Below are 22,314 nucleotides of genomic sequence, written 5' to 3' on the forward strand. Positions count from 1 at the left end.
GGATCCGGCCATGCCAGCAGGCGACTGTACGGAGCAGGGCTGCACGGAGCACGACGGTACGGAGCACAGCCCACCGGTCGGCGAGGCCGAGGTGGAGGCACGGCTCCGGTGCATCTGCTTCAAGACAGGCCCACCGCGCACCACCGGGGTCGAGCTCGAATGGCTCGTCCACGAGCTGCGGCATCCGCAGCTCCCCGTCTCGTCCGACCGCCTCGAAGAGGCCTACCACGCACTGCGGGCCGTGCCCCTGCAGTCGCTGCTCACCGTAGAACCCGGCGGCCAGCTGGAGCTCAGCTCGCTCCCCGCCGACTCGCTGATGACGTGCATCAGCTCCGTCTCCACCGACCTGGACGCCGTACGTGGCGTCCTGCGCGGCCTGGGTCTGACCCTTTCCGGCCTCGGCCAGGACCCCTGGCACCCGCCGCGCCGGCTGCTGCGCAAACCCCGCTACGACGCGATGGAGGCGCATTTCGACCGGACCGGACCGGCGGGCCGGGCCATGATGTGCTCCTCCGCCTCCGTTCAGGTCTGTCTGGACGCCGGTTTCGAGGAGCCGGGCCCCCTCGGCCACGGGCGCCGGTGGCGGATGGCGCATCTGCTGGGCGCGGTGCTCGTGGCCGCGTTCGCCAACTCGCCCATGCACCGCCGGCGCCGTACCGGCTGGCGTTCCACGCGGCAGGCGCTCTGGGCCGAGATCGACCCGGTGCGGGCTCTCGCGCCGCCACTGGAGGCGGAGCCGCGGGCAGCCTGGGCCACTCATGTCCTGGACGCTCCGGTCATGTGCATACGGGCGGAGCGTGGGCCGTGGACCGTGCCGGACGGGCTCACGTTCCGGGAGTGGGTGCGCACCGGCGAGCCCCGCCCGCCCACACGCGCGGACCTCGACTACCACCTGACCACGCTCTTTCCGCCGGTCCGACCGCGCGGGCATCTCGAACTGCGCATGATCGACGCCCAGTCCGGCGAGAACGGCTGGATCGTCCCGCTGGCGGTCACCGCGGCGCTCTTCGACGATGCCGAGGCGGCGGAGACCGCCTATCGGACCGTCAAACCTCTGGCGGAGACGGCCGGCATCCTGCCGGCTCCCCGCAATCCGCTGTGGATCAACGCCGCCCGGTACGGCCTGGCCGATCCCGAACTGCACTGCGCCGCCGTCGCCTGTTTCGCGGCGGCCGTCGAGGCGCTGCCGCGCATGGGTGCCTCCGCCGAAGTGCGGGACGCGGTCGTCGCCTTCACCGACCGCTATGTGGCGCGCGGCCTGAGCCCCGCCGACGACCTGTACTGGAAGGACGTCCGACCGTGAACGAACCCGATGTGACATCCGCAGCCACGGCCTCCCCGGATGCGACTTCCGCGGACGGGCTGCGTCAGCGCGCGCTGCACGCGCTCAGCGCGGCGCGGGACCGCACCGGCGCGCTGACGGAGTGTGTGGACGAACCCGATCTGACCGCGCAGCACTCGCCGCTCATGTCCCCGCTGGTCTGGGACCTGGCCCACATCGGCAACCAGGAGGAGCTGTGGCTGCTCCGGGCCGTCGGCGGGCGCGAGCCCATGCACCCCGAGATCGACCCGCTGTACGACGCGTTCGAGCACCCCCGCGCCGAGCGGCCCGCCCTGCCGCTGCTCGCACCCGCCGAGGCCCGCGGTTACGCCACCGAGGTGCGCAGCCGGGTCCTGGACCTCCTGGAACGCAGCGCCCTGGAGGGCGGGCCGCTGCTCGACGGCGGCTTCGCCTTCGGGATGATCGCCCAGCACGAGCAGCAGCACGACGAGACGATGCTGATCACGCACCAGCTGCGGCGCGGTGAGCCGGTACTGAGCGCGCCGGAGCCGCCCGTACCGCAGGGTGCGCCGGTAGCAGCCGCCGAAGTGCTGGTCGACGGCGGCCCGTTCGCCATGGGCACTTCCACCGAGCCGTGGGCGCTGGACAACGAGCGGCCCGCGCACCACCGTTTCGTACCGTCGTTCTTCATCGACACGCTGCCGGTGACCAACGGCGCGTACCAGCACTTCATCGCCGACGGCGGCTACCAGGAGCCCCGCTGGTGGGCTCCGGAGGGCTGGGAGCAGATCCGCGGGCACGACCTGGCCGCGCCGCTGTTCTGGCGCCGCGAGGCCGGTCAGTGGCTGCGGCGGCGCTTCGGGGTCGTCGAACCCGTACCGCAGGACGAGCCGGTCCTGCACGTCAGCTGGTACGAGGCCGACGCCTATGCCCGCTGGGCGGGCCGGCGGCTGCCGACCGAGGCGGAGTGGGAGAAGGCGGCGCGCCACGATCCGGCGACCGGCCGCTCGATGCGGTACCCGTGGGGCGACGAGGACCCCACGCCGGAGCGGGCCAACCTCGGCCAGCGCCATCTGCGGCCCGCCCGGGCCGGCAGTTATCCGGCGGGTGAATCGCCGCTCGGCGTCCGGCAGTTGATCGGCGATGTCTGGGAATGGACGTCGAGCGACTTCCTGCCCTATCCGGGCTTCGCGGTGTTCCCGTACCGCGAGTATTCCGAGGTCTTCTTCGGCAGCGCGCACAAGGTGCTGCGGGGCGGGTCCTTCGCGGTCGACCCGGTGGCGTGCCGCGGCACGTTCCGCAACTGGGACCTGCCGGTCAGGCGCCAGATCTTCGCCGGCTTCCGGACTGCGAGGGATGTCTGATGTGCCGTCATATCGCGTACCTGGGACCGGCGGTGTCGCTCGGCGAGCTGCTGGTGCACCCTGCCCACAGTTTGTTCCGCCAGTCCTGGGCACCGCGCCGCCAGCAGTACGGCACGGTCAACGCCGACGGGTTCGGCGTGGGCTGGTACGCCGAGGACGATCCGGTCCCCGGCCGCTACCGGCGGGCCGGGCCCGTGTGGGCCGACCCGTCCTTCGCCGACCTGGCCCGGGTGGTCCGCAGCGGCGCGCTGCTCGCCGCCGTACGGGACGCCACCGTGGCGGGCGCCGACCAGGAGGCCGCCGCCGCACCCTTCACCGACGGGCCCTGGCTGTTCAGCCACAACGGCGCGCTGCGCGGCTGGCCCCGGTCGGCCGAGCCGCTCGCCGCGGCGCTGCCGCCGGCCGCGCTGCTGTCCCTGGAGGCGCGCAACGACTCGGCGCTGATCTGGGCGCTCGTACTGCACCGGCTACGGGCCGGCGACGAGGCCGGACAGGCGCTCGCCGACACCGTGCGCGACCTGGCCGAGGCCGCCCCCGGCTCGCGGCTCAACCTCCTGCTCACCGACGGCGAGACGATCACGGCCACCGCCTGGGGCGACACCCTCTGGTACCTCGCCGAACCCGGCCGCCGCACGGTCGTCGCCTCCGAGCCGTACGACGACGATCCGCACTGGCGCGAGGTGCCCGAGCACACCCTGCTCGCGGCCACCCGCACCGACGTTCTGCTGACCCCGCTCAAGGAGCCTTCCGCGTGAGCCCGTTCCTCATGACCCGCACCCTGCCCGAGCACGCCACCGAGGCCGATCTGCGCGCCGATGTGCTGCACGGGCTGACCCGTACACCGAAGGCTCTGCCGCCCAAGTGGTTCTACGACGCACGGGGCAGCGAGCTGTTCGAGGAGATCACCCGGCTCCCCGAGTACTACCCCACCCGCGCCGAACGGGAGATCCTGCTCGCGCGGGCGCCCGAGATCGCCGATGCGACCGGGGCACGCACGCTCGTCGAGCTGGGTTCCGGCTCCTCCGAGAAGACCCGGCATCTGATCGAGGCGCTGCCCGGACTCCATTCCTATGTGCCGGTCGACGTCAGCGAGAGCGCGCTCACCCGCGCGGCCGAGGCGCTGCTGGCCGACCACCCCGGGCTTTCCGTGCACGCGCTGATCGCCGACTTCACCCGCGGTCTCGCGCTGCCGGGTACCCCGGGCCCGCGGCTGGCCGCGTTCCTGGGCGGCACGATCGGCAATCTGCTGCCCGCCGAGCGCACCGCGTTCCTGAAGTCCGTACGGTCCCTCCTCTCCCCCGGCGACGCCCTGCTGCTCGGTACCGATCTGGTGAAGGACGAGGCCACCCTGGTCGCCGCGTACGACGACGCGCGGGGCGTGACGGCCGCCTTCAACAAGAATGTGCTGGCCGTCATGAACCGGGAACTCGATGCCGATTTCGAGCCGGACGACTTCGACCATGTGGCCCGGTGGGACCGCGAACAGGAGTGGATCGAGATGCGGCTGCGGGCGCGCACCGCACTGACCGTGAAGATCCGGGAACTGGATCTGGTGGTGCACTTCGAGGCCGGCGAGGAGATGCGTACCGAGGTGTCGGCCAAGTTCCGTCAGGAAGGGGTACGCGCCGAACTCGCCGGTGCCGGGCTGGCGCTGACCCAGTGGTGGACCGATGAGGCGGGCAGGTTCGCGCTGTCGCTGGCGACGGCCGTCTGAGCGACCGCCGTCTGAGCCGCCCGCGCGAGGGCGCGGCGGTCGGGGTGGCGGCCGGCCGGGATCCGGGGCAGCAGGGTGATCTCGGCGACCAGCCCGCCGGCCGCCGCGACCCGCCACAGGGACGCGGGCAGCGGGTCGTCGCCCACGAAGGCGGCGGCCGTCGCAGGCCCTCCGCCGGCCAGCCGGTAACTGATCCGTACCGGCTGGACGGGGACCCCGGCGTCCAGTGCGGCCTGGAAGGCGGCGGGCCGGAACCGGCCCTGCTGCCGCCCGCACCAGGTACTGCCCTCGGGGAAGACGACCACCCGCGAACCGGCGCGGAGCGCTCCGGCCATCCGGGCGACGGTGGCGGGCAGGGCGCGCAGCCGGTCGCGCTCGACGAACAGGGTGCCGCCGCGGGCGGCGACCGGGCCGAGCAGCGGCCACCGGCCGATCTCGCTCTTGGCCAGCATGCGGCCCGGCTGCACGGCCGCGATGAGCGGGATGTCCAGCCAGGAGATGTGGTTGGCCACCACGAGCATCCCGGTGCCGGCCTGTTTCGCGGGGTGCCCGAGGACCCGCGTCCGTACCCCGAAGGCACGGACCACGGCCCCGGCCCACGCCCGGACGAGGCGGTCGCGGCGCGCCGCGGGCAGCCGCCGGACGGCCGGGCAGAGGAGCACGCCCGCCACGACGAGTGTGATCCCCGCCAGCAGCCGGGCCAGCGTGCGCGGCACGGCGGACGCCGGTCCCCGGTGCTGCGCACACAGCCGTGGGGTGCACGGCGCACTGGGCAGCCAGGCGCTCATGACACCGGGGCGAGGGAGAGGAAGTGCCGCAGGTAGCGCGGGTTGGTGCGGCGCAGGGAGAGCAGGACGTACAGGTCGGCCACGCCGAACTCCGGGTCGTGCGCGGGCTCTCCGCAGACCCAGGCGCCGAGCCGCAGGTAGCCGCGCAGCAGCGGCGGGATCTCGGTGCGGGCGGGGATCGTGATGCCCTCGGGGGTCCACGGCTGGTGCGGGGTGACGCGGTACTCCTCGGGCGCGAGGTTCTTGGCCAGGACCGTGTCGCGGGTGCCGGCGGCCAGAATGCCGCCGTCGGCGAGCGGTATGGAGCAGCAGCCGGCCAGCCAGTTGTGGCCGGTACGGACCATGTAGCGGGCCAGGCCGGCCCAGATCAGGGCGATCACGGCGCCGTTGCGGTGGTCGGGGTGGACGCAGGAGCGGCCGACCTCGACCAGGTCGTCGCGGATCCCGGCGAGCCGGCCGAGGTCGAACTCGCTCTCGGAGTAGAGCCGGCCGGCCACCGCGGCGCGCTCCGGGGGCAGCAGCCGGTACGTGCCGACCACCTGTCCGGTGCGCTCCTCACGGACGAGCAGGTGGTCGCAGTACGCGTCGAAAGCGTCGGAGTCCAGGCCCGGCTCGGGGCCGGTGAGCCGGGCGCCCATCTCGCCCGCGAAGACCAGGTGGCGCAGCCGCTGGGCGGCCCGGACGTCGGCCTCGTCGCGGGCGAGCTCGACGACATAGCCGGAGTGGGCACCGGGGAGGGCGGACGGGGCGGGGGCCGGCGCGGCCGACTGGGCGGGTACGGCCGGCTGGGCCGGGACAGGGGGGTGGGCGGTGGTCACGGTCATGGCGGTCATGGCGGGTCTCCTGGGCCGGGCGCGGGTGCCAGGCCCGGTGGGTGACGGCCTGGCTCCCTACTTCTTCCGTGGCCGGCTGGACTCGACGTGACCTTTTCGGGGAGCGGGGATGTGCGGCTGCTGAATGGCCGGATTCAGCACATGCGGATCATGGGCCTACTCGTCCAGGAACGAGGTGATGGCGGTGGATGCCGTCCGGGCCGCCTCTCCTGGGTCGTCTCCGGTCAGTACGGCCGTCATGTACGGCTTGATCGGGTTCTGTGCCTCGACCTGCGCCCACCGGCCCGACTTCGGGGTGGCGCGGCCCTCGGCCGCACCCGCGGCCATCGCGGCGGTGCTCTCCGTGCCGCCGATGACGTGCGCGAGCGTGGTCTTGTTCGGTACGTAACTCATGGTTCTGGCGAGCTCGGTCTGCCACTTCTCCCCGGCCGGGGCCTCGATCACCTCGATCGCCGCGTCCCGGTGCCGCGTCGATTCGGGAATGACGAGGTCGGAGCCGCCGGTGAAGACCGAGCCGGGCCTGTCGGCGGTCTTGCCGGGGATCGGGAAGAACCCGAGCCTGCCCTTGAGTTCGGGGTTGGCCTCCTCGATGATCCGCGCCGAGCCGGGCGGGGCGATGATCTGTGCCACCTCGCCGCGCGCGAAGACCTCGGTCTGCGGTGGCGTCTCCTCGTCCGCGTCCGCGGGCCCCTCGCCCAGGGCGTGCACCTGTCGCGAGCAGCCGGACGACCGCCCGGCCGACCGCGCAGGCGAGCGGATTCCCGCCGAAGGTGCTTGACTGCGCAGTCCGTTCAGCCGGACCGGGTGAACTGTCGGCCGTCGAAGGCGAAGCGGCCTCCGACGAGGGTGGCCAGTACGGCGGTGTCTGCGATCCGTTCGGGGGCTGTGGCTGTCGGATCGGTGTCGAGGACCGCCAGGTCCGCGAGCTTGCCGGGCCGGATGCTGCCCTTGAGGTGTTCTTCGAAGCCCGCGTAGGCGGAACCGAGGGTGTAGGCGCGCAGCGCCTCCAGTGCGGTGACGGACTCCTGGGGGCCCAGGAGTCCGCCGGTCTCGGTCCGGCGGTTGACCATGTCGTGAATGCCGCGCAGCGGGGCTCCGGGGACGATGGGCCGGTCGGAACTGCCCGGTACGGTCAGGCCCACGTCCAGGAAGGAGCGGTGCCGGTAGCACCAGGCTTCCCGGTCGGGGCCCAGCGCCGCGCGCATCCCGTCGCCGAGCCTGCCGACGAACGCGGCTTGCGGAACGGGGACGACACCGAGCGCGGCGAGCCGGGCCAACTGGTCAGGGCGGGTGACTCCGCAGTGCTCGATCCGGTGCCGGGTGCCGGCCCGCGGGAACCGCAGAGCCGCCTGTTCGTACGCGTCCAGCACGAGGTCGATGGCCCGGTCGCCGATCGCATGGGTGGCGACCTGCCAGCCGGCGGCGTGCGCGGCGGCGATCCGCTCCCGCAGCTCCTCCTCATCGGCTTGCAGATAGCCGCGGTTGCCGGCCTCGCCCGCGAAGTCGCAGCACATCGCCGCGGTACGGCCGATGAGGGAGCCGTCGGAGAAGACCTTGACCGCGCCGAGCTGCAGCCACTCATCGCCGAAGCCGGTGCGCAGGCCCAGGTCGAGTCCGGTTCCGCCGGGGTCGTCGGGGTGGTGCCGGAGCGGGTGCAGAGTGTCGGTGGTGACCATCAGCCGCACCCGGACGCCGAGCCGCCCCTCGTCGCGGGCCTGCTGGTAGGCGGCGGCCTCGACGGGGGAGTGGCCTATCCAGCCGAGACCGATGCCGGCCTCGGTGCAGGAGGTGAGGCCCTCGCGCAGATAGTCGCGGCTCGCACGGGCGATGGCGTCGGCGAGCTGAGCGGTGGAGTACGGGTAGACCAGGTCGCGGACGAGTTGCTGGGCCTGTTCCTCGATCAGCCCGGTGGGCTGCCCGTCGGCGCCGGTGACGACCCGGCCGCCGGCCGGGACTGTACGGTCGATCTCCTTCAGCACCGCCGAGTTGACCACGCACATATGGGCGGAGGTGTGCTTGAGCCACACCTTGTGGTCCGGCGCGATCCGGTCGAGGACCTCGCGGTGCGGGTGCCCGCCGAGCTTGTTCTGGTCGTATCCGGAGCCGGTCAGCCAGCTGCCGGCCGGCAGTTCCCGGGCCCGCTCGGCGACGGCGGTGTACAGGTCGTCGAGGGTGCGCACGTTCGGGCTGGACAGGTCGAGCTCGGCTTGCGCCATGCCGTACAAGGCCATGTGGTTGTGTGCGTCGTTGAAGCCCGGCACGACGCAGGCACCGCCGAGGTCCACGGTGCGTACCGCGCGCAGGCCGTCCAGGTCCTCGTCGAGCGCGACGATCCGCCCGTGGTGCAGGCCGATGCGGTGGGCGCGGGGCCGGACCTCGTCCAGGGTGATGGCGGTGAGGTTGGTGAGGATCGTGTCGATGCGCATTCCGTTACCGCCAGACCTTCTCGACGCGGTCGTAACTGCCGGCCAGCAGGTTGTCAGCGGCGAGCAGTTCGCCCTTGGCGACCCGCTCCGAAGCGGTCAGTGGCAGCGCCTCGCGGAACTCCCAGTAGCGCGGCACCTTGAAGTAGGCCATCTGCTCCAGGCAGTGGGCGGCCAGCTCCTCGGGTTCCACCGGGTCCCCGACGAGGTACGCCTTGACTTCCTCGCCGCGCAGTTCGTCCGGCACGGCGACCACCGCGGCGGTGTGCACGGCCGGGTGGAGCTGCAGCACCTCCTCGACCTCGGTGGCGGAGATGTTCTCGCCGCTGCGGCGGATCATGTCCTTGGTGCGGCCGAGGTGGTAGACGTTGCCCAGTTCGTCCATCCGGCCGAGGTCGCCGGTGTGGAACCAGCCGCCGCGGAACGCCTCGGCGGTGGCTTCCGGCCGGCCCAGGTAGCCGTCCATCAGGCCGGCGCCGCGCAGCGCGATCTCGCCCTGTTCGCCGCGTGGCACAGGCCGGTCGTCGGGGCCCACGATGCGCACGTCGCGGCGCGCGGTGGGCCGCCCGACACAGCCGGTGCCGACGGCCGCGTCGTGGCCGTCCTCGCGGACCCGCAGGTCGGCGCCGGTCTCGGTCATCCCGAACGCCTCGTACCAGGGCACGCCCCAGCGCTCCTCCAGTTGCCGGTGCAACTGGCCGGGGATGGCGGAGGCCTGGACTGCACGCACCCGATGGTGCCGGTCCAGCGGGTGCGGCGGCATTCTCAGCAGCAGGCCGGGCATCAGCCCGAGGCAGTAGAAGTACGTGACCCCGTGGGCCCGGACGCGCTCCCAGAAGGTGGCGGGGTGGAAACGGTCGAGGACGACGAGGTGGGCGCCGGACAGCAGCGCGGCGGCGACGTTCCACTGCGGGTCGATGTAGTGGAAGGGCTGCGCGGTGAGCATCACGTCGTCCTCGCAGAGGCGGGGGAACTCGCTCACCATGCTTTCCGCGAGGACCGTCCAGTAACGGTGCGGGAGCAGACAGCCCTTGGGCCTGCCGGTGGTCCCTGAGGTGTACTGGATGTTGGCCAGGTCCTCGGGGACGGCGGCGACGGCCCCGGCGACGGGCTCAGCCCCCGGCGCCGGGCTGTCCACGTCCAGCACCTGCTCGAGGGTGGGCACGGCGCTGAGGAGCGCATCCGCGAGGTCGAGGAACTCCGGCTCGGTGACCAGCAGGCAGGCGCCCGAGTCGGCGAGCAGGTGGCCGGCGTCGTGGCGCCGGTAGTTGGTGTTGACCGGCACCATGGCCGCGCCGAGCCGGGCCAGCGCCAGCCAGGTGAGCGGGAACTCGGGACGGTTGCGCAGCAGTACGGCCACCCGGTCGCCTCGCCCGATGCCCAGGCCCGCCAGTCGGCCGGCGAGCTGCGCCACGCCCGCCTCGACCTGCCGGAAGGTGAGCTGCTCGCCGCGGGTGTCGAAGGTCCACGCGGTGCGCTCGCCCCAGCGGGCTGCGGCCCGCCGTACCAGCGTGTCGAGGTCCTCGATCTGGTCGGTGCTCACCGGGTGCCCTCCTCCTTGGCGGCGAAGGCGTCGCGCCCGCCGTCGGCCTCGGTGCCGGCGAGGGTCAGCAGGGCGTCGGCGGTCTCTCGGCCGAAGGCATCCTCGAGGGAGGAGTCGAGTCCGGCGTCCAGAGCGCGTTTGGCGAGGGCCAGCGCGAACTGCGGCTTTCCCGCCAGGGCCCTGGCCAGCTCCAGCGCCGCGCTCTCGTGCAGGCCCGGTTCCACGACCCGGGCGACCAGGCCCAGCCGGGCGGCGTCGGCCGCGTCGAACTGCTCGCCGAGCAGGACCAGTTCCTTGGCCTTGAGGGGGCCCAAGGTGGCTGTGAGGAGTCGGGAGACGCCGCCGGTGACGCTCAGCCCGACGGTGGTCTCCGGGAAGCCGAAGCGGGCGTCCGCGGAGGCCACCACCAGGTCGCAGCCCAGGGCGAACTCGCAGCCGGCGCCGAGTGCGTAGCCGTGCACGGCCGCGATGACGGGGAAGGGTGACCGCCGGATGGCCCGGGTGACGTCCTGGATACGGTCAATCCGCGCACGAGCGGCTTCGATCCCGTCCCGCTCGGCCTCCTCCTTCAGATCGTGCCCGGCGCAGAAGGCACGCCCACGGCCGGACAGCACTGCGGCGCGCACATCCTCTTCCCTTGCCCGCTCCAGGGCGCGGACAAGGCCCTCGACCAGGGCGGGGACAACCGCGTTGAGCCGGTGGGGGCGGTCCAGGCGGATGAGCGCGATCTCGTCCTTCCGCGCGTAGCCGACGGGGCATTCGGGCTCGCTCACGGGGCTCCTCGTGCAAGTCTGGGCAGTGGTGCGTGGCAATGACAGGACCGGGCACTCTGTCGATCGATCGATCGACAGGGGTAACCTAAGGATGACCGACCCGGCCGTCAAGGCCGGTGAGCCTCGTCAAGGAGTGTCCCCATGCCCAAGGCAGTGGCAGCCCGTCCGGCCGGTGATGATCAGGAGGCCACCCGGATACGGGTCTGGCGGGCGGCCGTCGAACTGTTCGCCGCCAAGGGCTTCCATGGCACCGGCATCCGCGAACTCGCCGACGCCGCCGGGCTTTCCTCAGCGACCCTCTACCACTACATGGGCTCCAAGGACGCGCTGCTCTTCGCCATCATGCGCAGCAGCCTGGAGCGGCTGAGCGAAGCCGCTGAAAGGGTGGCCGTACGGGCCGCCTCCCCGGCGGAGTGGATCGCGGGACTGGTCCATGTGCATGTCCTGTCGCATGCGCTCCACCCCAGCGAGACCATGGTGGTCGACCACGAGCTGCGCGCCCTCGGCGACGAGCACCGCGCCGCAGCGGTGGAGCTGCGTGACCGCTACGAGGGCCACTGGCGGGAGGCGATCGACGCCGGCCGCGCGGCCGGCGTCTTCACTGCCGGGCAGCCGACTGTGGTCCGGCTCGCGCTGCTGGAGATGTGCTCCGCGGTGGCTGGGTGGTACTCGCCCGACGGCCGGCTCGGCCTGGACGAGATCGCCGCGGAGCACGCCAGGATCGCGCTCTCGGCGCTCGGCTGCGATCCCGGCGTCCAGGCCGCCGACTTCGTCACCGATCTTGCGCAGGCGCGGGAACTCGTCGCGGAGATCTGGCAGTTGCGGCTGCCCGCCGGCCGGCACTGATTCGTGGAGCAGATGGCGTCCAGGACCGCTGGGCCCAGCCGCCGTCTGCGGAGCAGACCCCGCGTGTCACCTCTGGGCCACCCGGCCGGTGGCCCCAGTCGTATGCACAGAGATCCGAACAGAGAGGCCCCCCGTGCCCGTACGTGAAGCCGTCCCCGCCGAGGTGGCGGACATCCATGCCCTGATGCTCGAACACGCCGCGCACGAGGGCGCCGCCGACCAGATAGCGCTCACCGCGGACGGCCTCGCCGAGCATCTCTTCGGTGCGGAGCCCACCGTACGGGCGCTGGTCGCCGAGCCGCCGGGCGCGGCCGGCACCGTGGCCGGCGCGGCCCTGTGGCACCCGACGTTCTCCACCTGGGCCGGGCGCAGCGGCATCTGGCTCGAGGATCTCTACATCCGCCCCGGGTTCCGCCGGCACGGCCTGGGCCGCGCCCTGCTGGACGAGCTGCGTTCCCGCACCGGCGGGCGCGTGGAGTGGGATGTGATGCGGGGCAACGAGGACGCCGCGGCCTTCTACCGCAGCCTGGGCGCCTTCCCCGTCGACCAGTGGACGCGCTACCGCTGGCTGCCGGCTGTCCCGGTAGCGGGGTGAGCGCGGCTGTGAGGACGAACCGCGTATCGGAACTGGGTATCCGGATCGGCCTGTTGCCGAGCGGCCCCACCGCGTCCATCGTCGACGTGCCCGGTGTCGGCGTCGGCCACGCCACGGTGGTACGGGACGAGCCCGCGCCGCCGCACGGCCGCGGCATCGCGCGCACCGGCGTCACCGTCATCGACCCCGGCGGCAGCGTGCCGCGCGCGCCGATGCCGGCCGGCGCCGCGGTGCTCAACGGCGCCGGCGAGTGCACCGGCCTGCTGGCCGCCGCCGAGTGGGGCCTGCTGGAGACGCCGGTCTTCCTCACCTCCACCATGCAGTTGGGCCGGGTGTACGACGCGGCGTGCGAGCTGCTGATCGAGGAGGACGAGGGAATCGGCGACGACGTCGTCATCCCGGTCGTCGGGGAATGCGACGACTCCTTCCTCAACGACGCCCGGCGGATGCAGGTCTCCCGTGCGGACGTGGAGGCGGCGCTGCGTGCCGCCCGCGCCTCGGGCGCGGCCCCCGCGGCGGAGCGCGCCGCGCCGGAGGAGGGCGCCGTCGGGTCCGGCACCGGGATGAGCTGCCTCGGCTTCAAGGGCGGCATCGGCACGGCGTCCAGGGTTCTCCCGGACGGCTGCACGGTCGGGGTGCTGGCGATGACCAACTTCGGGGAGCGGGAGCGGCTGACGGTCGACGGGGTGCCCGTCGGGCGGCTGCTGCCGCCCGCGCCGCCGGAGCAGGAGCTGCCAGGACCGGCCGGATCGTGCATCGTCGTCATCGCGACGGACGGACTGCTCGACGCGGCGGGCTGCGAGCGTCTCGCCCGGCGGGCCGGTCTCGGCCTGGCCAGGACCGGATCGACCGCGCACCACGGCAGCGGTGAGATCTTCTTCGCCTTCGCGACCGGGCTGCGGACGGCACGCGGCCAGTCCCCGTCGCGCGCGCCGGTCTCCGGGCGTGCGCTCGACGCGTACTTCGCGGGCGCGGTGGAGGCCACGGAGGAAGCAGTGCTCAATTCCCTTTTCCGGGCGAGCACGCTGACCGGGCGGGACGGTCGCACGATGGAGGCGCTGCCGGTGGAGCCGGTGCTGGACCTGCTGCGGGCGGCCGGCCGCCCTGGCGTGACGCCGAGGCGGCGGCCGGTCTTGCAAAGCGGCCCCAATGCCACTGGATTGCCCGGCGAATTGCCCGCCTCCCGAGTGCCCTGACCGACTCTTGCGACCCTGCAAACCGACCCTTGACTCGATCGATCGATCGACCGAGACTGTGCACGCCGATCACTTGCCTCGGGAGGCCGACTTGTCCGCTGCCACGCCCACCTCACCGGCCCCTGCTCCGGCGGCCCCCGATCCGTTCCCGCACAGGCGGCGCACCACCCGCCGGGCCGCAGCCCTGCTGCTGGGCTGCGCGCTGGCGCTCACCGGGTCGCTCACGGCCCAGAGCCCCGCGTTCGCCGACAGCTCCGCCACCTCCGGCAAGTCCGCCGGCCAGGGCAAGGACACCTTCACCGCCGGCATCCTGAAGGACCCCGACTCGCTGAACCCGTTCACCGGGATCACCGCGGAGTCGTACGAGATGTGGCACGTCAGCTACGACCTGCTGATGGGCTGGAGCGAGAAGGACTTCTCCCCGGTGCCGGGCCTGGCCACCTCGTGGGAGGAGGCGGGGGACGGCAAGAGCTGGACGTACAAGATCCGCGAAGGCGTGAAGTGGAGCGACGGCAAGCCGCTGACCGCGCGCGACGCCGCCTACACCTTCAACCGGATCCTGGGCGGCGACTACGAGCAGTCCAACTACGGCAACTACACCGCCAACATCACCAAGGCGGAGGCCCCGGACGACACCACGCTGGTGCTGCACGTCAAGCGCAGCACACCGATCATGAAGCAGCTGTGGGTGCCGATTCTGCCCGAGCACATCTGGTCGGAGATCGACGCGAAGGAGGTCAAGTCGTTCAGCAACGAGCCGAAGGACGGCCCGGTCGTCAGCTCGGGCCCCTTCAAGCTGGTCGACCGCAAGAAGGGCCAGTTCATATCCTTCGAGGCCAACAAGGACTACTGGGCCGGCGCCCCGAAGATCGACCGGCTGGTCTTCAAGGTCTACGACAACGCCGACGCCATGGCCCTGGCGCTCAAGCGCGGTGAGATCGACTACGCCTACGACCTGGAGAGCAGCGTCTTCAGCTCGCTGGAGGACGCCAAAGGCGTCAGCACGCGCTCCGCGACCTCCATCAACTTCGACCAGATCGCCTTCAACAACGGCGCCGCGCTCGCCGACGGCACGCCGATCGGCGACGGCCACCCGGCGCTGCGCGACAAGCGCGTCCGCAAGGCGCTCTCCCTGGCCATCGACCGCGAGACGCTGGTCGAGCGGGTGCTCGGCGGCCACGGCAGCCCGGGCGACACGGTCATCCCGCCCATCTACGAGGAGCTGCACTACGCGCCGGGTGCCGACGCGCAGAAGTTCGACCTCGAAGCGGCCGGGCGGTTGCTCGACGAGGCCGGCTGGAAGATGGGCGCGGACGGCGTCCGCGCCAAGGGCGGCAAGAAGTTGGAGCTGCGGCTGCTCACCCGCCAGGAGTCCAAGCAGTCCAAGGACACCGGCGAGTTCGCCAAGAGCTGGTACGCGCGCATCGGCGTGCCGGTGACCATCAAGGTGGTCTCCGAGGACACACTCGTCGAGACCGTCGGCCAGGGCAACTTCGACATGATGGAGTGGGGCTGGGGCGTCGAGCCCGACCCCGACTACATGCTGTCCGTCTTCACCTGCGACAAGCGCAGCTACAAGGAAGACGGCACGGTCTACGCGGAGCTCTCCGACTCCTTCTACTGCAACCCCGAGTACGACCGGCTGTACCAGCTGCAGGCCACCCAGACCGACACGGCCGAGCGCGCGGCGACCGTCAAGCAGATGCAGAAGCTGCTGTACGACGACGCCGCGTACGCCGTCACCTACTACTACGACGACCTGTCGGCGTACCGCAGCGACCGGTGGACCGGCTTCACCCCCCAGCCCGCGCCGGACGGCCCGTACCTCTTCCAGATGGGCAGCTACTCCTACCGCAGCCTTCGCCCCGTGCCGGCGCAGGCGGCTGCCTCGTCCGGCGACAGCCCGACCGTGCTCTACCTCGGCGGCGGTCTCGCGGCCCTGCTCCTCCTCGGTGTCGGCGGCACGGTGATCGCCCGCCGCCGCGGCGCGAAGTCCGCGGACGAGCGGGAGTAGCCGGCCGATGGGCACCCCGACCCTCGCGGCCGGTTCCCACCGGGTCCGGCCGCTGAGCGGCACCGGCCGCTACGTCCTGCGCAAGCTCACCTGGGCGGCCGGCACCGTCTTCTTCGTCCTGTGCTTCAACTTCGCCCTGTTCCGGCTGCTGCCGGGCGACCCGATCGGCCTGTACACGCGCGGCCGCAACATGCCGGCCGAACAGATCGCCGCCATGCGGGCCAAGCTCGACCAGCCGATCGGGCAGCAGTTCGTGGACTACCTCGCCAATCCGTTCTCCTCGGCAGTCCAGTCGGTGAGCCAGAACGCCCCGGTGTGGCAGGTGATCGGCGAGCGGGTGTGGCCCACCGTGCTGCTGGTCGGCACCAGCATCCTGCTGGCCTCCGTATTCGGCATCCGGATCGGCATCCGCGCCGGCTGGCAGCGCGGCAGCCGCTTCGACCGGATCTCCACCGGCTCCACCCTCGCCCTCTACGCCATGCCGGAGTTCTGGATCGGCATGGTACTCATGATCGCCCTGCCCATGTTCCCCAGCGCCGGGATCAACTCGGACGGCGTGGACCCCTCTTCGCCGGCCGGCTGGCTGGACACCCTCTGGCACATGACGCTCCCGGTGGCCTCGCTGACCCTGGTCTACCTCGCCGAGTACGCCGCCATCATGCGCGCCTCACTCGTGGACGAGCTGGGGCAGGACTACCTCACCCTGGCCCGCGCCACCGGACTGCGCGAGGCGCTGGTCCGCCGCAAGCACGCGGTGCCGAACGCGCTACTCCCCACCATGACGCTGATCTTCCTCAATTTCGGCTTCGTCATCGGTGGCGCGATCACCGTGGAGGCGGTGTTCTCCTGGCCCGGGCTCGGCCAGCTCAGTTACGACGCGCTGCGCGGCCCCGACATCCCGCTGCTTCAGGCGGTGTTCCTGCTCTTCTCCCTCTCAGTGATCGTCTTCACACTCCTTGCCGACCTGCTGTACGTCGTCCTCGATCCCCGGGTGAGTGACGCATGACCACCGCTGAAGCCGAAACCGGGCCCGCGAAGCCTGCCCTCAGTCCGGCCGCGATCGCGCGGGCACGTCGCCGGGCGGCCGCCGCCCGCTTCTGGCGCGACTTCCGCAGCCACCGCGCGGGCCTTGGCGGGCTCGTACTGCTGGGCGTCTTCGTCCTGCTGGCCCTGTTCGCGCCGCTGCTCGCCGACCGGGACAGTCTCGACATCACCCGGGTGACGGCGCCCAGCCATCTGGCGCCCTCACTGCACTATCCGCTCGGCACTGACGAGAACGGCCGCTCGATCCTGACGCTCCTGCTGTACGGAACCCGGGTCTCGCTGACCGTCGGCCTCGCGGCCACAGCGATCTCGATGGCCATCGGCACCCTCGTCGGCATCATGGCCGGCTTCTACGGGGGCTGGGCGCGCAGCCTGCTCATGGGCGTGACCGACTGGTTCCTCGTCCTTCCTTTCCTGCCGCTGGCAATCGTCCTGGCCACGCTCCTCGGAGCCTCGCTGACCAACATCATCGTGGTCATCGGCATCACCTCCTGGCCCGGCACCGCCCGTCTGGTCTGCGCGCAGACGCTGACCATCAGGGCACGTCCGTATCTGGAACGGGCTCGCGCGCTCGGCGCGGGCGGCCGGCACCAGATGACGCGGCACGTGCTGCCGAACGCGATGCCGCTGGTCATCGCCAACACCGTGCTGACCGTGTCGATCGCGATCCTCTCCGAGACCACCCTGTCCTTCCTGGGGCTCGGGGACCCGACACAGGTGTCCTGGGGCTCGATCCTGGACCACGCCAACGAGTCCGGTGCGATGTCGCGCGGCGAGTGGTGGTTCGTACTGCCCCCCGGCATCTGCGTGATCCTGGTCGTCCTCTCGTTCACGCTGATCGGGCGGACGCTGGAGACCGTGCTCAATCCCCGGCTGCGCGAAGGAGGCCGGCGATGAGCCTGCTGGAGCTCAAGGATCTGCACATCACCTACCGGTCGGCCGAGGGCCCGGTGCCCGCCGTGCGCGGCGTGAACCTCTCCGCCGATTCCGGCGAAGTGCTGGGCATCGCGGGGGAGTCCGGCTGCGGCAAGTCCACGCTCAGCCACGCCGTGCTGCGACTGCTGCCGAAGAGCACCGAGGTCACCGGCCGGATACTGCTGGACGGCGAGGACGTGCTCGGCATGAACTTCGGCCGGCTGCGCTCTGTGCGCTGGGCCGGGGCCTCGCTGGTCTTCCAGGGCGCCCAGCACTCGCTCAACGCGGTACGCCGGATCGGCCGCCAGATCGCCGACCCCATCCAGCTGCACGAGCCCGCCGTCACCCGGCGCGAGGCCGACCGGCGGGCCGCCGAGCTGCTGGAGCAGGTAGGGCTGCCGGCCCGGCGGGCCGACGCCTATCCGCACCAGCTCTCCGGCGGCCAGCGGCAGCGTGTGATGATCGCGCTCGCCCTGTCCTGCCGGCCCCGTCTGATCATCGCCGACGAGCCGACCACCGCACTGGACGTGATGGTGCAGGCCCAGGTGCTGACGCTGCTTTCGGACCTGGTCCGCGACCTCGGTCTGGGGCTGGTGCTGATCAGCCACGATCTGTCGGTGCTGAGTTCGGTGTGCGACCGGGCTGCGGTGCTGTACGCCGGGCAGCTCGTCGAGAGCGGCCCGGCGAAGGACGTCTTCGACACGGCTCGGCACCCGTACAGCGCCGCGCTCGCCGGGGCCTTCCCGAGGATCGGCGACGAGCGGTTCCGCTTCGCGCCGCGCGGGCTGCCCGGCGATCCGCCGTTCCCCGGCGATCTGCCGGACGGGTGTGCGTTCCACCCACGCTGCCCGGTGGCTCTGCCGGAGTGCGCAAGCGCGCCGCCCCCGCTTGCGGTTGCCGGCGCCGGCCGGCTCTCCGCCTGCCTGCGCACGGGCGAGCCCGACCTGGACCTGAGAGGTGCACGATGACCAGGCAGGAGAAGACAGCTGCCGGGCCGGCCGCGTCCAGGGCAGTCGAGGCCGAGGCCGCGCTCGCCGCGTACGGGGTGCACGTCCGGTTCGGCCGGGCTCGGGCCGTGGACGGTGTCGAACTGGCGCTCGGCATGGGCGAGATCGTCGCTCTGGTGGGCGAGTCCGGCTGCGGCAAGACGTCGCTGGCCCGCACCCTGCTGGGCCTGGTCCGGCCGGCCGAGGGCCGGGTGAGCGTGGCCGGGCGCCCGCTGTCGTACCGCAAGTCGGCGCTGCGCGCCTTCCGTCGGGATGTCCAGCTGGTGCTGCAGGACCCGAGCGGCTCGCTCAACCCCCGGCACACGGTGTACGACGCCGTCGCCGAGGGCCTGCGCATCCACCGCGTCGCCGGTGACGAGCGCGAGCGCGTCGCCGAGGCACTCGCGCGTGCCGGGCTGCGCCCACCCGAGCGGTTCTTCCTGCGCTACCCGCACGAGCTGTCCGGCGGCCAGCGCCAGCGCGTCGTCATCGCCGGTGCGCTGGCGCTGGAGCCATCGGTGCTGGTCGCCGACGAGCCGGTGTCCTCGCTCGACGCCTCGGTACGCGGCGAGATCCTCGAGCTGCTGCTGAAACTGCGCCGGGAACTGGGCCTCTCGGTACTGGTGGTCACCCACGACCTCGGCCTCGCCTGGAACATCGCCGACCGGGTCGCGGTGATGTACCTGGGCCGGATCGTGGAGAGCGGCCCCGCCGCCGAGGTGCTCCTGCACCCCAAGCACCCCTACACCAAGGCATTGCTCTCCGTACTGCCGGACGTCTCGGACGGGGAGCCGACGGTGCTCACCGGCGAGGCCCCCGACCCGTCCCGTATCCCGGCCGGCTGCCGGTTCCGGCCGCGCTGCCCGGCGTACGCGTCGGGCGAGGCGACGCGCGCCGGGGTCGCCGGCCGGTGCGAGAGCGCCGACCCCGCGGTGCTGCCGGCCGGCGGCGGGCACCTGAGCGCGTGCTTCCTGCCGGACACCGGCGGGACCTCATGAACGACGTCGTCAGCCGGCGGGCCGAAGCGGACCCTCCGGCCCGGACGCCCGATCACCTCCTCAAGGAGACGCCGTGACCGCACCACTCACAGCCGTCTGGTCGGACGACTGCATGGCGCACCACCCGACAGCCGAGATCTGGGTCGGCGTGCGCACCCCGGCCGCCGAGGTCCCGGAGCGGCAGCCAGTGATCCTGGACGCCCTGCGGTCGGCCGGCGCCGAGTTCGTAGCAGCCGTACCGCACGGCGACGAGCTGCTGGCCGCCGTCCACGACCCGGGCCTGCTGGAGCAGTTGCGCGAGGTGTGGGAGCAGTGGGAGGAGGGCGGCTACCGGGAGGTCCCCGGCCAGGACCGGGTGGTGCCGTACGTCTTCCCGACCGCGGCGATGCTCGGCGGACTCCCCGCCCGCGTTCCGGCCGCCGCGCACGCCCGTGCCGGGCTGTGGTGCTACGACACGATGACGCTGGTCGGGCCCGGCACCTGGCGGGCCGCGCGCGCGGCGGTGGACGCGGCGCTCACCGCGGCCGACCTGGTCACGGGGGGCCGCACCCGGCTGGCGTACGCGCTCTGTCGGCCGCCCGGCCACCACGCCGCCCCGGCCGGCTACGGCGGCTCGTGCTACCTCAACAACGCAGCGGTGGCAGCCGAGGCGCTGCGCGCCGCCGGATACGCCAAGGTCGCGGTCCTCGATATCGACGCCCACCACGGCAACGGAACCCAGTCGGTCTTCTGGGAGCGCCCGGACGTGTTCTACGGCTCGGTACATGTGGACCCGGGCGCCGGCTGGTTCCCGCACTACCTCGGCTTCGCCGACGAGACCGGCTCCGGCGACGGGGCCGGGGCCACGGCCAATGTGCCGCTGGCCCCGGGCAGCGGCGACGCGCACTGGTTCGCCGCTGTGCAGCGGCTCTGCGAGCGCGCCCGGGAGTTCGGCGCCGAGGCCCTGGTGGTGTCGCTGGGCGTGGACGCGGCGGCGGACGATCCGGAGAGCCCGCTGCGGGTGACCGCCTCCGGCTACCGGGAGACCGGACGGCTGCTCGGTGCGCTCGGCCTGCCCACGGTCGCGGTGCAGGAGGGCGGCTACCACCTGCCGACCCTCGGTTCACTCGTCGTTCAGACCCTCACCGGACTGCGCGGCTGACGCCCGGCCGGCCCCTGGCGGCGGATGATCCCGTAGCCGGCGCACCAAGCTCCCTTTCCCGCTACTGATGAGGATGCGCCGAATGCCCGACCGCCTTGCCGCCGCCGAGGCGTGCTTCCTGGACGCCCGGGACCTTCATGACCGACTGGAGGTCGGCCGGGCCCGTGGCCTTGCCGCACCGGGTCTGGACCGGCAGGCCGAGGCTGCCGTCGAGCAGGTCCGCCGCACGATCACCGACGTGGCGGAGGAACGGCTCGACGAGGAGGACGCCCGCGCACTCACCACGATGCGCCGCTGGCTCAGCGAGGCTCAGGACCAAGGCCATGGCGAGACGGCCGGGCCGCCGGCAACCGCGGCCGACGCCGGCTTCGAAGCGCTGAGCGGGCAGATTCTCGATCGCTACGCCGCCGCGGAAGCCGCCGTCGACGTCGGCGGTGACCGGCTCACCCGGCTTGCGGTTCTCGGCCGGCTCGGCGAGGAACCAAGCCGCCGGCAGCGGCGTCGCCTCTTCCTTGCCCTCGAACCGACCTGGCGTTCGATCGCCGGGGACGGCGATGCCACCAGCCCGTACCGTCGCCTGCTGCGACTCAGCGCCGAGCGCTGGGCGGCCGGCCGCTCGCCGATCGACGCCAATGCCCGGGCCCTCGGCATCGACCCCGCCTCGATCGAGCCCAGTCTGGTGGAGATCCTCGAAGCGTGGCGCGCCAACGCCGGCCGCGAACCGGTCGAGCCATGGGACTGGTGGTACGAGGCCGGTGCCGCCGACCGTGCCTTGCGTGCGGCCGTTCCACGGGAGCGCCTGCTCCCGTTGACGCGGGCCTATCACGCGGCGCTCGGCGCGGACCTTGCGCAGCTGGAAGTCGGCTTCGACGTCGCGGCACGCCCCGACCGGCCGCCCGTCCCGGTCGCCTACACCACCTTCGGACGCCGGCCGCGCCTGCACCCGGAGGGTCGGGCGTCCGGGGCGCAGCCATGGGTATTCGGGACGTACACGGAGGGCGGTCTGGGGGAGCTGACCGAGTTGATCCATGAGACCGGTCACGCCATCCACATCGCGGCGATCCGGACACGGCCGGCCTTCGCCGACTGGCCCGACAGCGACGCGCTCACCGAGGCGCTCGCCGAGCTCCTCGCGCTCGACACCGCCGAGCAGGCCTGGCAGAACCGCTGGCTCGGGACATCCGTCCCCGGGCACCTGTCGCTGCGCGGCCGGTACGCCGACATCATGCTCGATGTGTGCTGGGCGTTGTTCGAGATCCGGATGCACGCGGCTCCGGACCGCTGCCCCAACGAGGTATGGGCCGAGCTCACCTCGACGTACCTGGGTCTCGTCGCACATCCGCGGTGGCCTTGGTGGGCGATGCGGGGCCAGCTCGTCGAGGAGCCCGGCTACATGACCAACTATGCGATCGGTCCGATCCTCGCGGCCGAATTGCGGGCTGCGATCCGGGCCGCTCGCGGCGACTGGACCGCCGGCGATTCCGGCTGGTACGCGTGGGTCGCTGAGCGGATCTACCACTGGGGGCTGGCCCGTTCCTCGGGCCAGGTGCTGCGCTCGGTGCTCGGCCGGGCGCCGTCGCCTGAGGCACTGCTCGCCGAGATCGGACGAGCTGGTGTGGGGCTGGGAAAGTCGTCGCTGCAGGTCAAGCCGCGTATCGGTACTCGTTGAGCCGGACGGTAGCTGGTTGCGGGCCCGGTGGGGGCGCTCACCCGCCTCTATCGCCTGGGGGTCGGCACTATCAAGTCCACGGTTCTCAGACCTGGTCCGGGTCCGCCCCGGTGACCGGCAGACGGCGCATACGCTGAAGGGGGCGGCAGCGAACGCCCCGTACGACCGACGCCCGTACCGGACCGATCAG

General features: G+C 72.5%; 19 protein-coding genes and 1 pseudogene. 14 read left to right on the forward strand and 6 right to left on the reverse strand.

Annotated features, from left to right (window positions below):
* Positions 1-10 precede the first annotated feature (10 nt).
* From egtA to egtD, 4 genes are read left to right on the forward strand one after another with little or no spacing between them, the layout of a single operon-like run.
* Positions 11-1,303 carry an ergothioneine biosynthesis glutamate--cysteine ligase EgtA gene (egtA, locus tag NLX86_RS08560; protein WP_254370994.1) on the forward strand — a complete coding sequence of 431 codons (1,293 nt, stop codon included), beginning with the start codon at positions 11-13 and terminating at the stop codon, positions 1,301-1,303.
* Positions 1,304-1,314: 11 nt separating this feature from the next.
* Complete coding sequence (egtB, locus tag NLX86_RS08565) at positions 1,315-2,646, forward strand: ergothioneine biosynthesis protein EgtB (protein ID WP_254371223.1); 1,332 nt, start codon at positions 1,315-1,317, stop codon at positions 2,644-2,646.
* Complete coding sequence (egtC, locus tag NLX86_RS08570) at positions 2,646-3,401, forward strand: ergothioneine biosynthesis protein EgtC (protein ID WP_254370995.1); 756 nt, start codon at positions 2,646-2,648, stop codon at positions 3,399-3,401. The genes egtB and egtC overlap by 1 nt, the downstream gene beginning before the upstream one ends.
* On the forward strand, positions 3,398-4,360 hold the full coding sequence (egtD, locus tag NLX86_RS08575) for an L-histidine N(alpha)-methyltransferase (RefSeq protein WP_254370996.1): 963 nt from the start codon (positions 3,398-3,400) through the stop codon (positions 4,358-4,360). The genes egtC and egtD overlap by 4 nt, the downstream gene beginning before the upstream one ends.
* Here the strand turns inward: egtD and NLX86_RS08580 are convergent.
* The 6 genes and pseudogenes from NLX86_RS08580 to NLX86_RS08605 form a co-directional block, all read right to left on the reverse strand.
* On the reverse strand, positions 4,255-5,148 hold the full coding sequence (locus NLX86_RS08580; RefSeq protein WP_254370997.1) for a 1-acyl-sn-glycerol-3-phosphate acyltransferase: 894 nt from the start codon (positions 5,146-5,148) through the stop codon (positions 4,255-4,257). The two genes, egtD and NLX86_RS08580, sit on opposite strands and share 106 nt — an antisense overlap.
* Entirely contained in the window at positions 5,145-5,972 is an 828-nt protein-coding gene (locus tag NLX86_RS08585; RefSeq protein ID WP_374213855.1) for a GNAT family N-acetyltransferase, read from the reverse strand. Before NLX86_RS08585 ends, NLX86_RS08580 begins: the two co-directional genes overlap by 4 nt.
* Before the next feature lie 165 nt (positions 5,973-6,137).
* A pseudogene (locus NLX86_RS08590) lies at positions 6,138-6,695 on the reverse strand (extracellular solute-binding protein); the annotation flags it as partial.
* A gap of 77 nt (positions 6,696-6,772) precedes the next feature.
* Positions 6,773-8,407, reverse strand: coding sequence for an amidohydrolase (locus tag NLX86_RS08595; protein ID WP_254370999.1), 1,635 nt, complete (start codon positions 8,405-8,407; stop codon positions 6,773-6,775).
* A 4-nt stretch (positions 8,408-8,411) separates the two neighbouring features.
* Positions 8,412-9,947, reverse strand: coding sequence for an AMP-binding protein (locus NLX86_RS08600; RefSeq protein WP_254371000.1), 1,536 nt, complete (start codon positions 9,945-9,947; stop codon positions 8,412-8,414).
* Complete coding sequence (locus NLX86_RS08605) at positions 9,944-10,720, reverse strand: enoyl-CoA hydratase/isomerase family protein (protein ID WP_254371001.1); 777 nt, start codon at positions 10,718-10,720, stop codon at positions 9,944-9,946. Before NLX86_RS08605 ends, NLX86_RS08600 begins: the two co-directional genes overlap by 4 nt.
* Positions 10,721-10,861: 141 nt before the next feature.
* On the opposite strand from NLX86_RS08605, the gene NLX86_RS08610 reads away from it, so the two are divergent.
* From NLX86_RS08610 to NLX86_RS08655, 10 genes are all read left to right on the forward strand, one after another.
* A complete protein-coding gene (locus tag NLX86_RS08610) occupies positions 10,862-11,566 on the forward strand; it encodes a TetR/AcrR family transcriptional regulator (RefSeq protein WP_254371002.1) in 705 nt (234 codons plus the stop codon).
* Positions 11,567-11,699: 133 nt separating this feature from the next.
* Positions 11,700-12,161, forward strand: coding sequence for a GNAT family N-acetyltransferase (locus NLX86_RS08615; RefSeq protein WP_254371003.1), 462 nt, complete (start codon positions 11,700-11,702; stop codon positions 12,159-12,161).
* Between the two features lie 8 nt (positions 12,162-12,169).
* Positions 12,170-13,357 carry a P1 family peptidase gene (locus tag NLX86_RS08620; RefSeq protein ID WP_254371004.1) on the forward strand — a complete coding sequence of 396 codons (1,188 nt, stop codon included), beginning with the start codon at positions 12,170-12,172 and terminating at the stop codon, positions 13,355-13,357.
* Positions 13,358-13,448: 91 nt separating this feature from the next.
* The gene (locus tag NLX86_RS08625) at positions 13,449-15,371 is read left to right on the forward strand and encodes an ABC transporter substrate-binding protein (protein WP_254371005.1); all 1,923 of its coding nucleotides are present in this window, start codon (positions 13,449-13,451) and stop codon (positions 15,369-15,371) included.
* 7 nt (positions 15,372-15,378) lie between these two features.
* Positions 15,379-16,377 carry an ABC transporter permease gene (locus tag NLX86_RS08630; protein ID WP_254371006.1) on the forward strand — a complete coding sequence of 333 codons (999 nt, stop codon included), beginning with the start codon at positions 15,379-15,381 and terminating at the stop codon, positions 16,375-16,377.
* Entirely contained in the window at positions 16,374-17,312 is a 939-nt protein-coding gene (locus NLX86_RS08635; protein ID WP_254371007.1) for an ABC transporter permease, read from the forward strand. Before NLX86_RS08630 ends, NLX86_RS08635 begins: the two co-directional genes overlap by 4 nt.
* Positions 17,309-18,298, forward strand: a complete 990-nt coding sequence (locus NLX86_RS08640; protein ID WP_254371008.1) for an ABC transporter ATP-binding protein — start codon at positions 17,309-17,311, stop codon at positions 18,296-18,298. Before NLX86_RS08635 ends, NLX86_RS08640 begins: the two co-directional genes overlap by 4 nt.
* Positions 18,295-19,314, forward strand: a complete 1,020-nt coding sequence (locus NLX86_RS08645) for an ABC transporter ATP-binding protein (RefSeq protein ID WP_254371009.1) — start codon at positions 18,295-18,297, stop codon at positions 19,312-19,314. Before NLX86_RS08640 ends, NLX86_RS08645 begins: the two co-directional genes overlap by 4 nt.
* Positions 19,315-19,387: 73 nt before the next feature.
* Positions 19,388-20,455 (forward strand): histone deacetylase family protein, encoded by a 1,068-nt coding sequence (locus NLX86_RS08650; RefSeq protein ID WP_254371010.1) that lies wholly within the window; start codon positions 19,388-19,390, stop codon positions 20,453-20,455.
* Between the two features lie 82 nt (positions 20,456-20,537).
* Complete coding sequence (locus NLX86_RS08655) at positions 20,538-22,124, forward strand: hypothetical protein (RefSeq protein ID WP_254371011.1); 1,587 nt, start codon at positions 20,538-20,540, stop codon at positions 22,122-22,124.
* Positions 22,125-22,314: the final 190 nt, after the last annotated feature.

The sequence above is a fragment of the Streptomyces sp. A3M-1-3 genome (genome assembly GCF_024213665.1).
In the GTDB taxonomy this organism is placed as follows: Bacteria; Actinomycetota; Actinomycetes; order Streptomycetales; family Streptomycetaceae; genus Streptomyces.

Bases quoted from the DNA above. Each gene is read 5' to 3' on its own strand.
- egtA (WP_254370994.1), top strand. From the start codon at position 11: ATGCCAGCAGGCGACTGTACGGAGCAGGGCTGCACGGAGCACGACGGT.
- egtC (WP_254370995.1), top strand. From the start codon at position 2,646: ATGTGCCGTCATATCGCGTACCTGGGACCGGCGGTGTCGCTCGGCGAG.
- NLX86_RS08580 (WP_254370997.1), bottom strand. From the start codon at position 5,148: ATGAGCGCCTGGCTGCCCAGTGCGCCGTGCACCCCACGGCTGTGTGCG.
- NLX86_RS08585 (WP_374213855.1), bottom strand. From the start codon at position 5,972: ATGACCGTGACCACCGCCCACCCCCCTGTCCCGGCCCAGCCGGCCGTA.
- NLX86_RS08595 (WP_254370999.1), bottom strand. From the start codon at position 8,407: ATGCGCATCGACACGATCCTCACCAACCTCACCGCCATCACCCTGGAC.
- NLX86_RS08610 (WP_254371002.1), top strand. From the start codon at position 10,862: ATGCCCAAGGCAGTGGCAGCCCGTCCGGCCGGTGATGATCAGGAGGCC.
- NLX86_RS08630 (WP_254371006.1), top strand. From the start codon at position 15,379: ATGGGCACCCCGACCCTCGCGGCCGGTTCCCACCGGGTCCGGCCGCTG.
- NLX86_RS08635 (WP_254371007.1), top strand. From the start codon at position 16,374: ATGACCACCGCTGAAGCCGAAACCGGGCCCGCGAAGCCTGCCCTCAGT.
- NLX86_RS08640 (WP_254371008.1), top strand. From the start codon at position 17,309: ATGAGCCTGCTGGAGCTCAAGGATCTGCACATCACCTACCGGTCGGCC.
- NLX86_RS08645 (WP_254371009.1), top strand. From the start codon at position 18,295: ATGACCAGGCAGGAGAAGACAGCTGCCGGGCCGGCCGCGTCCAGGGCA.
- NLX86_RS08655 (WP_254371011.1), top strand. From the start codon at position 20,538: ATGCCCGACCGCCTTGCCGCCGCCGAGGCGTGCTTCCTGGACGCCCGG.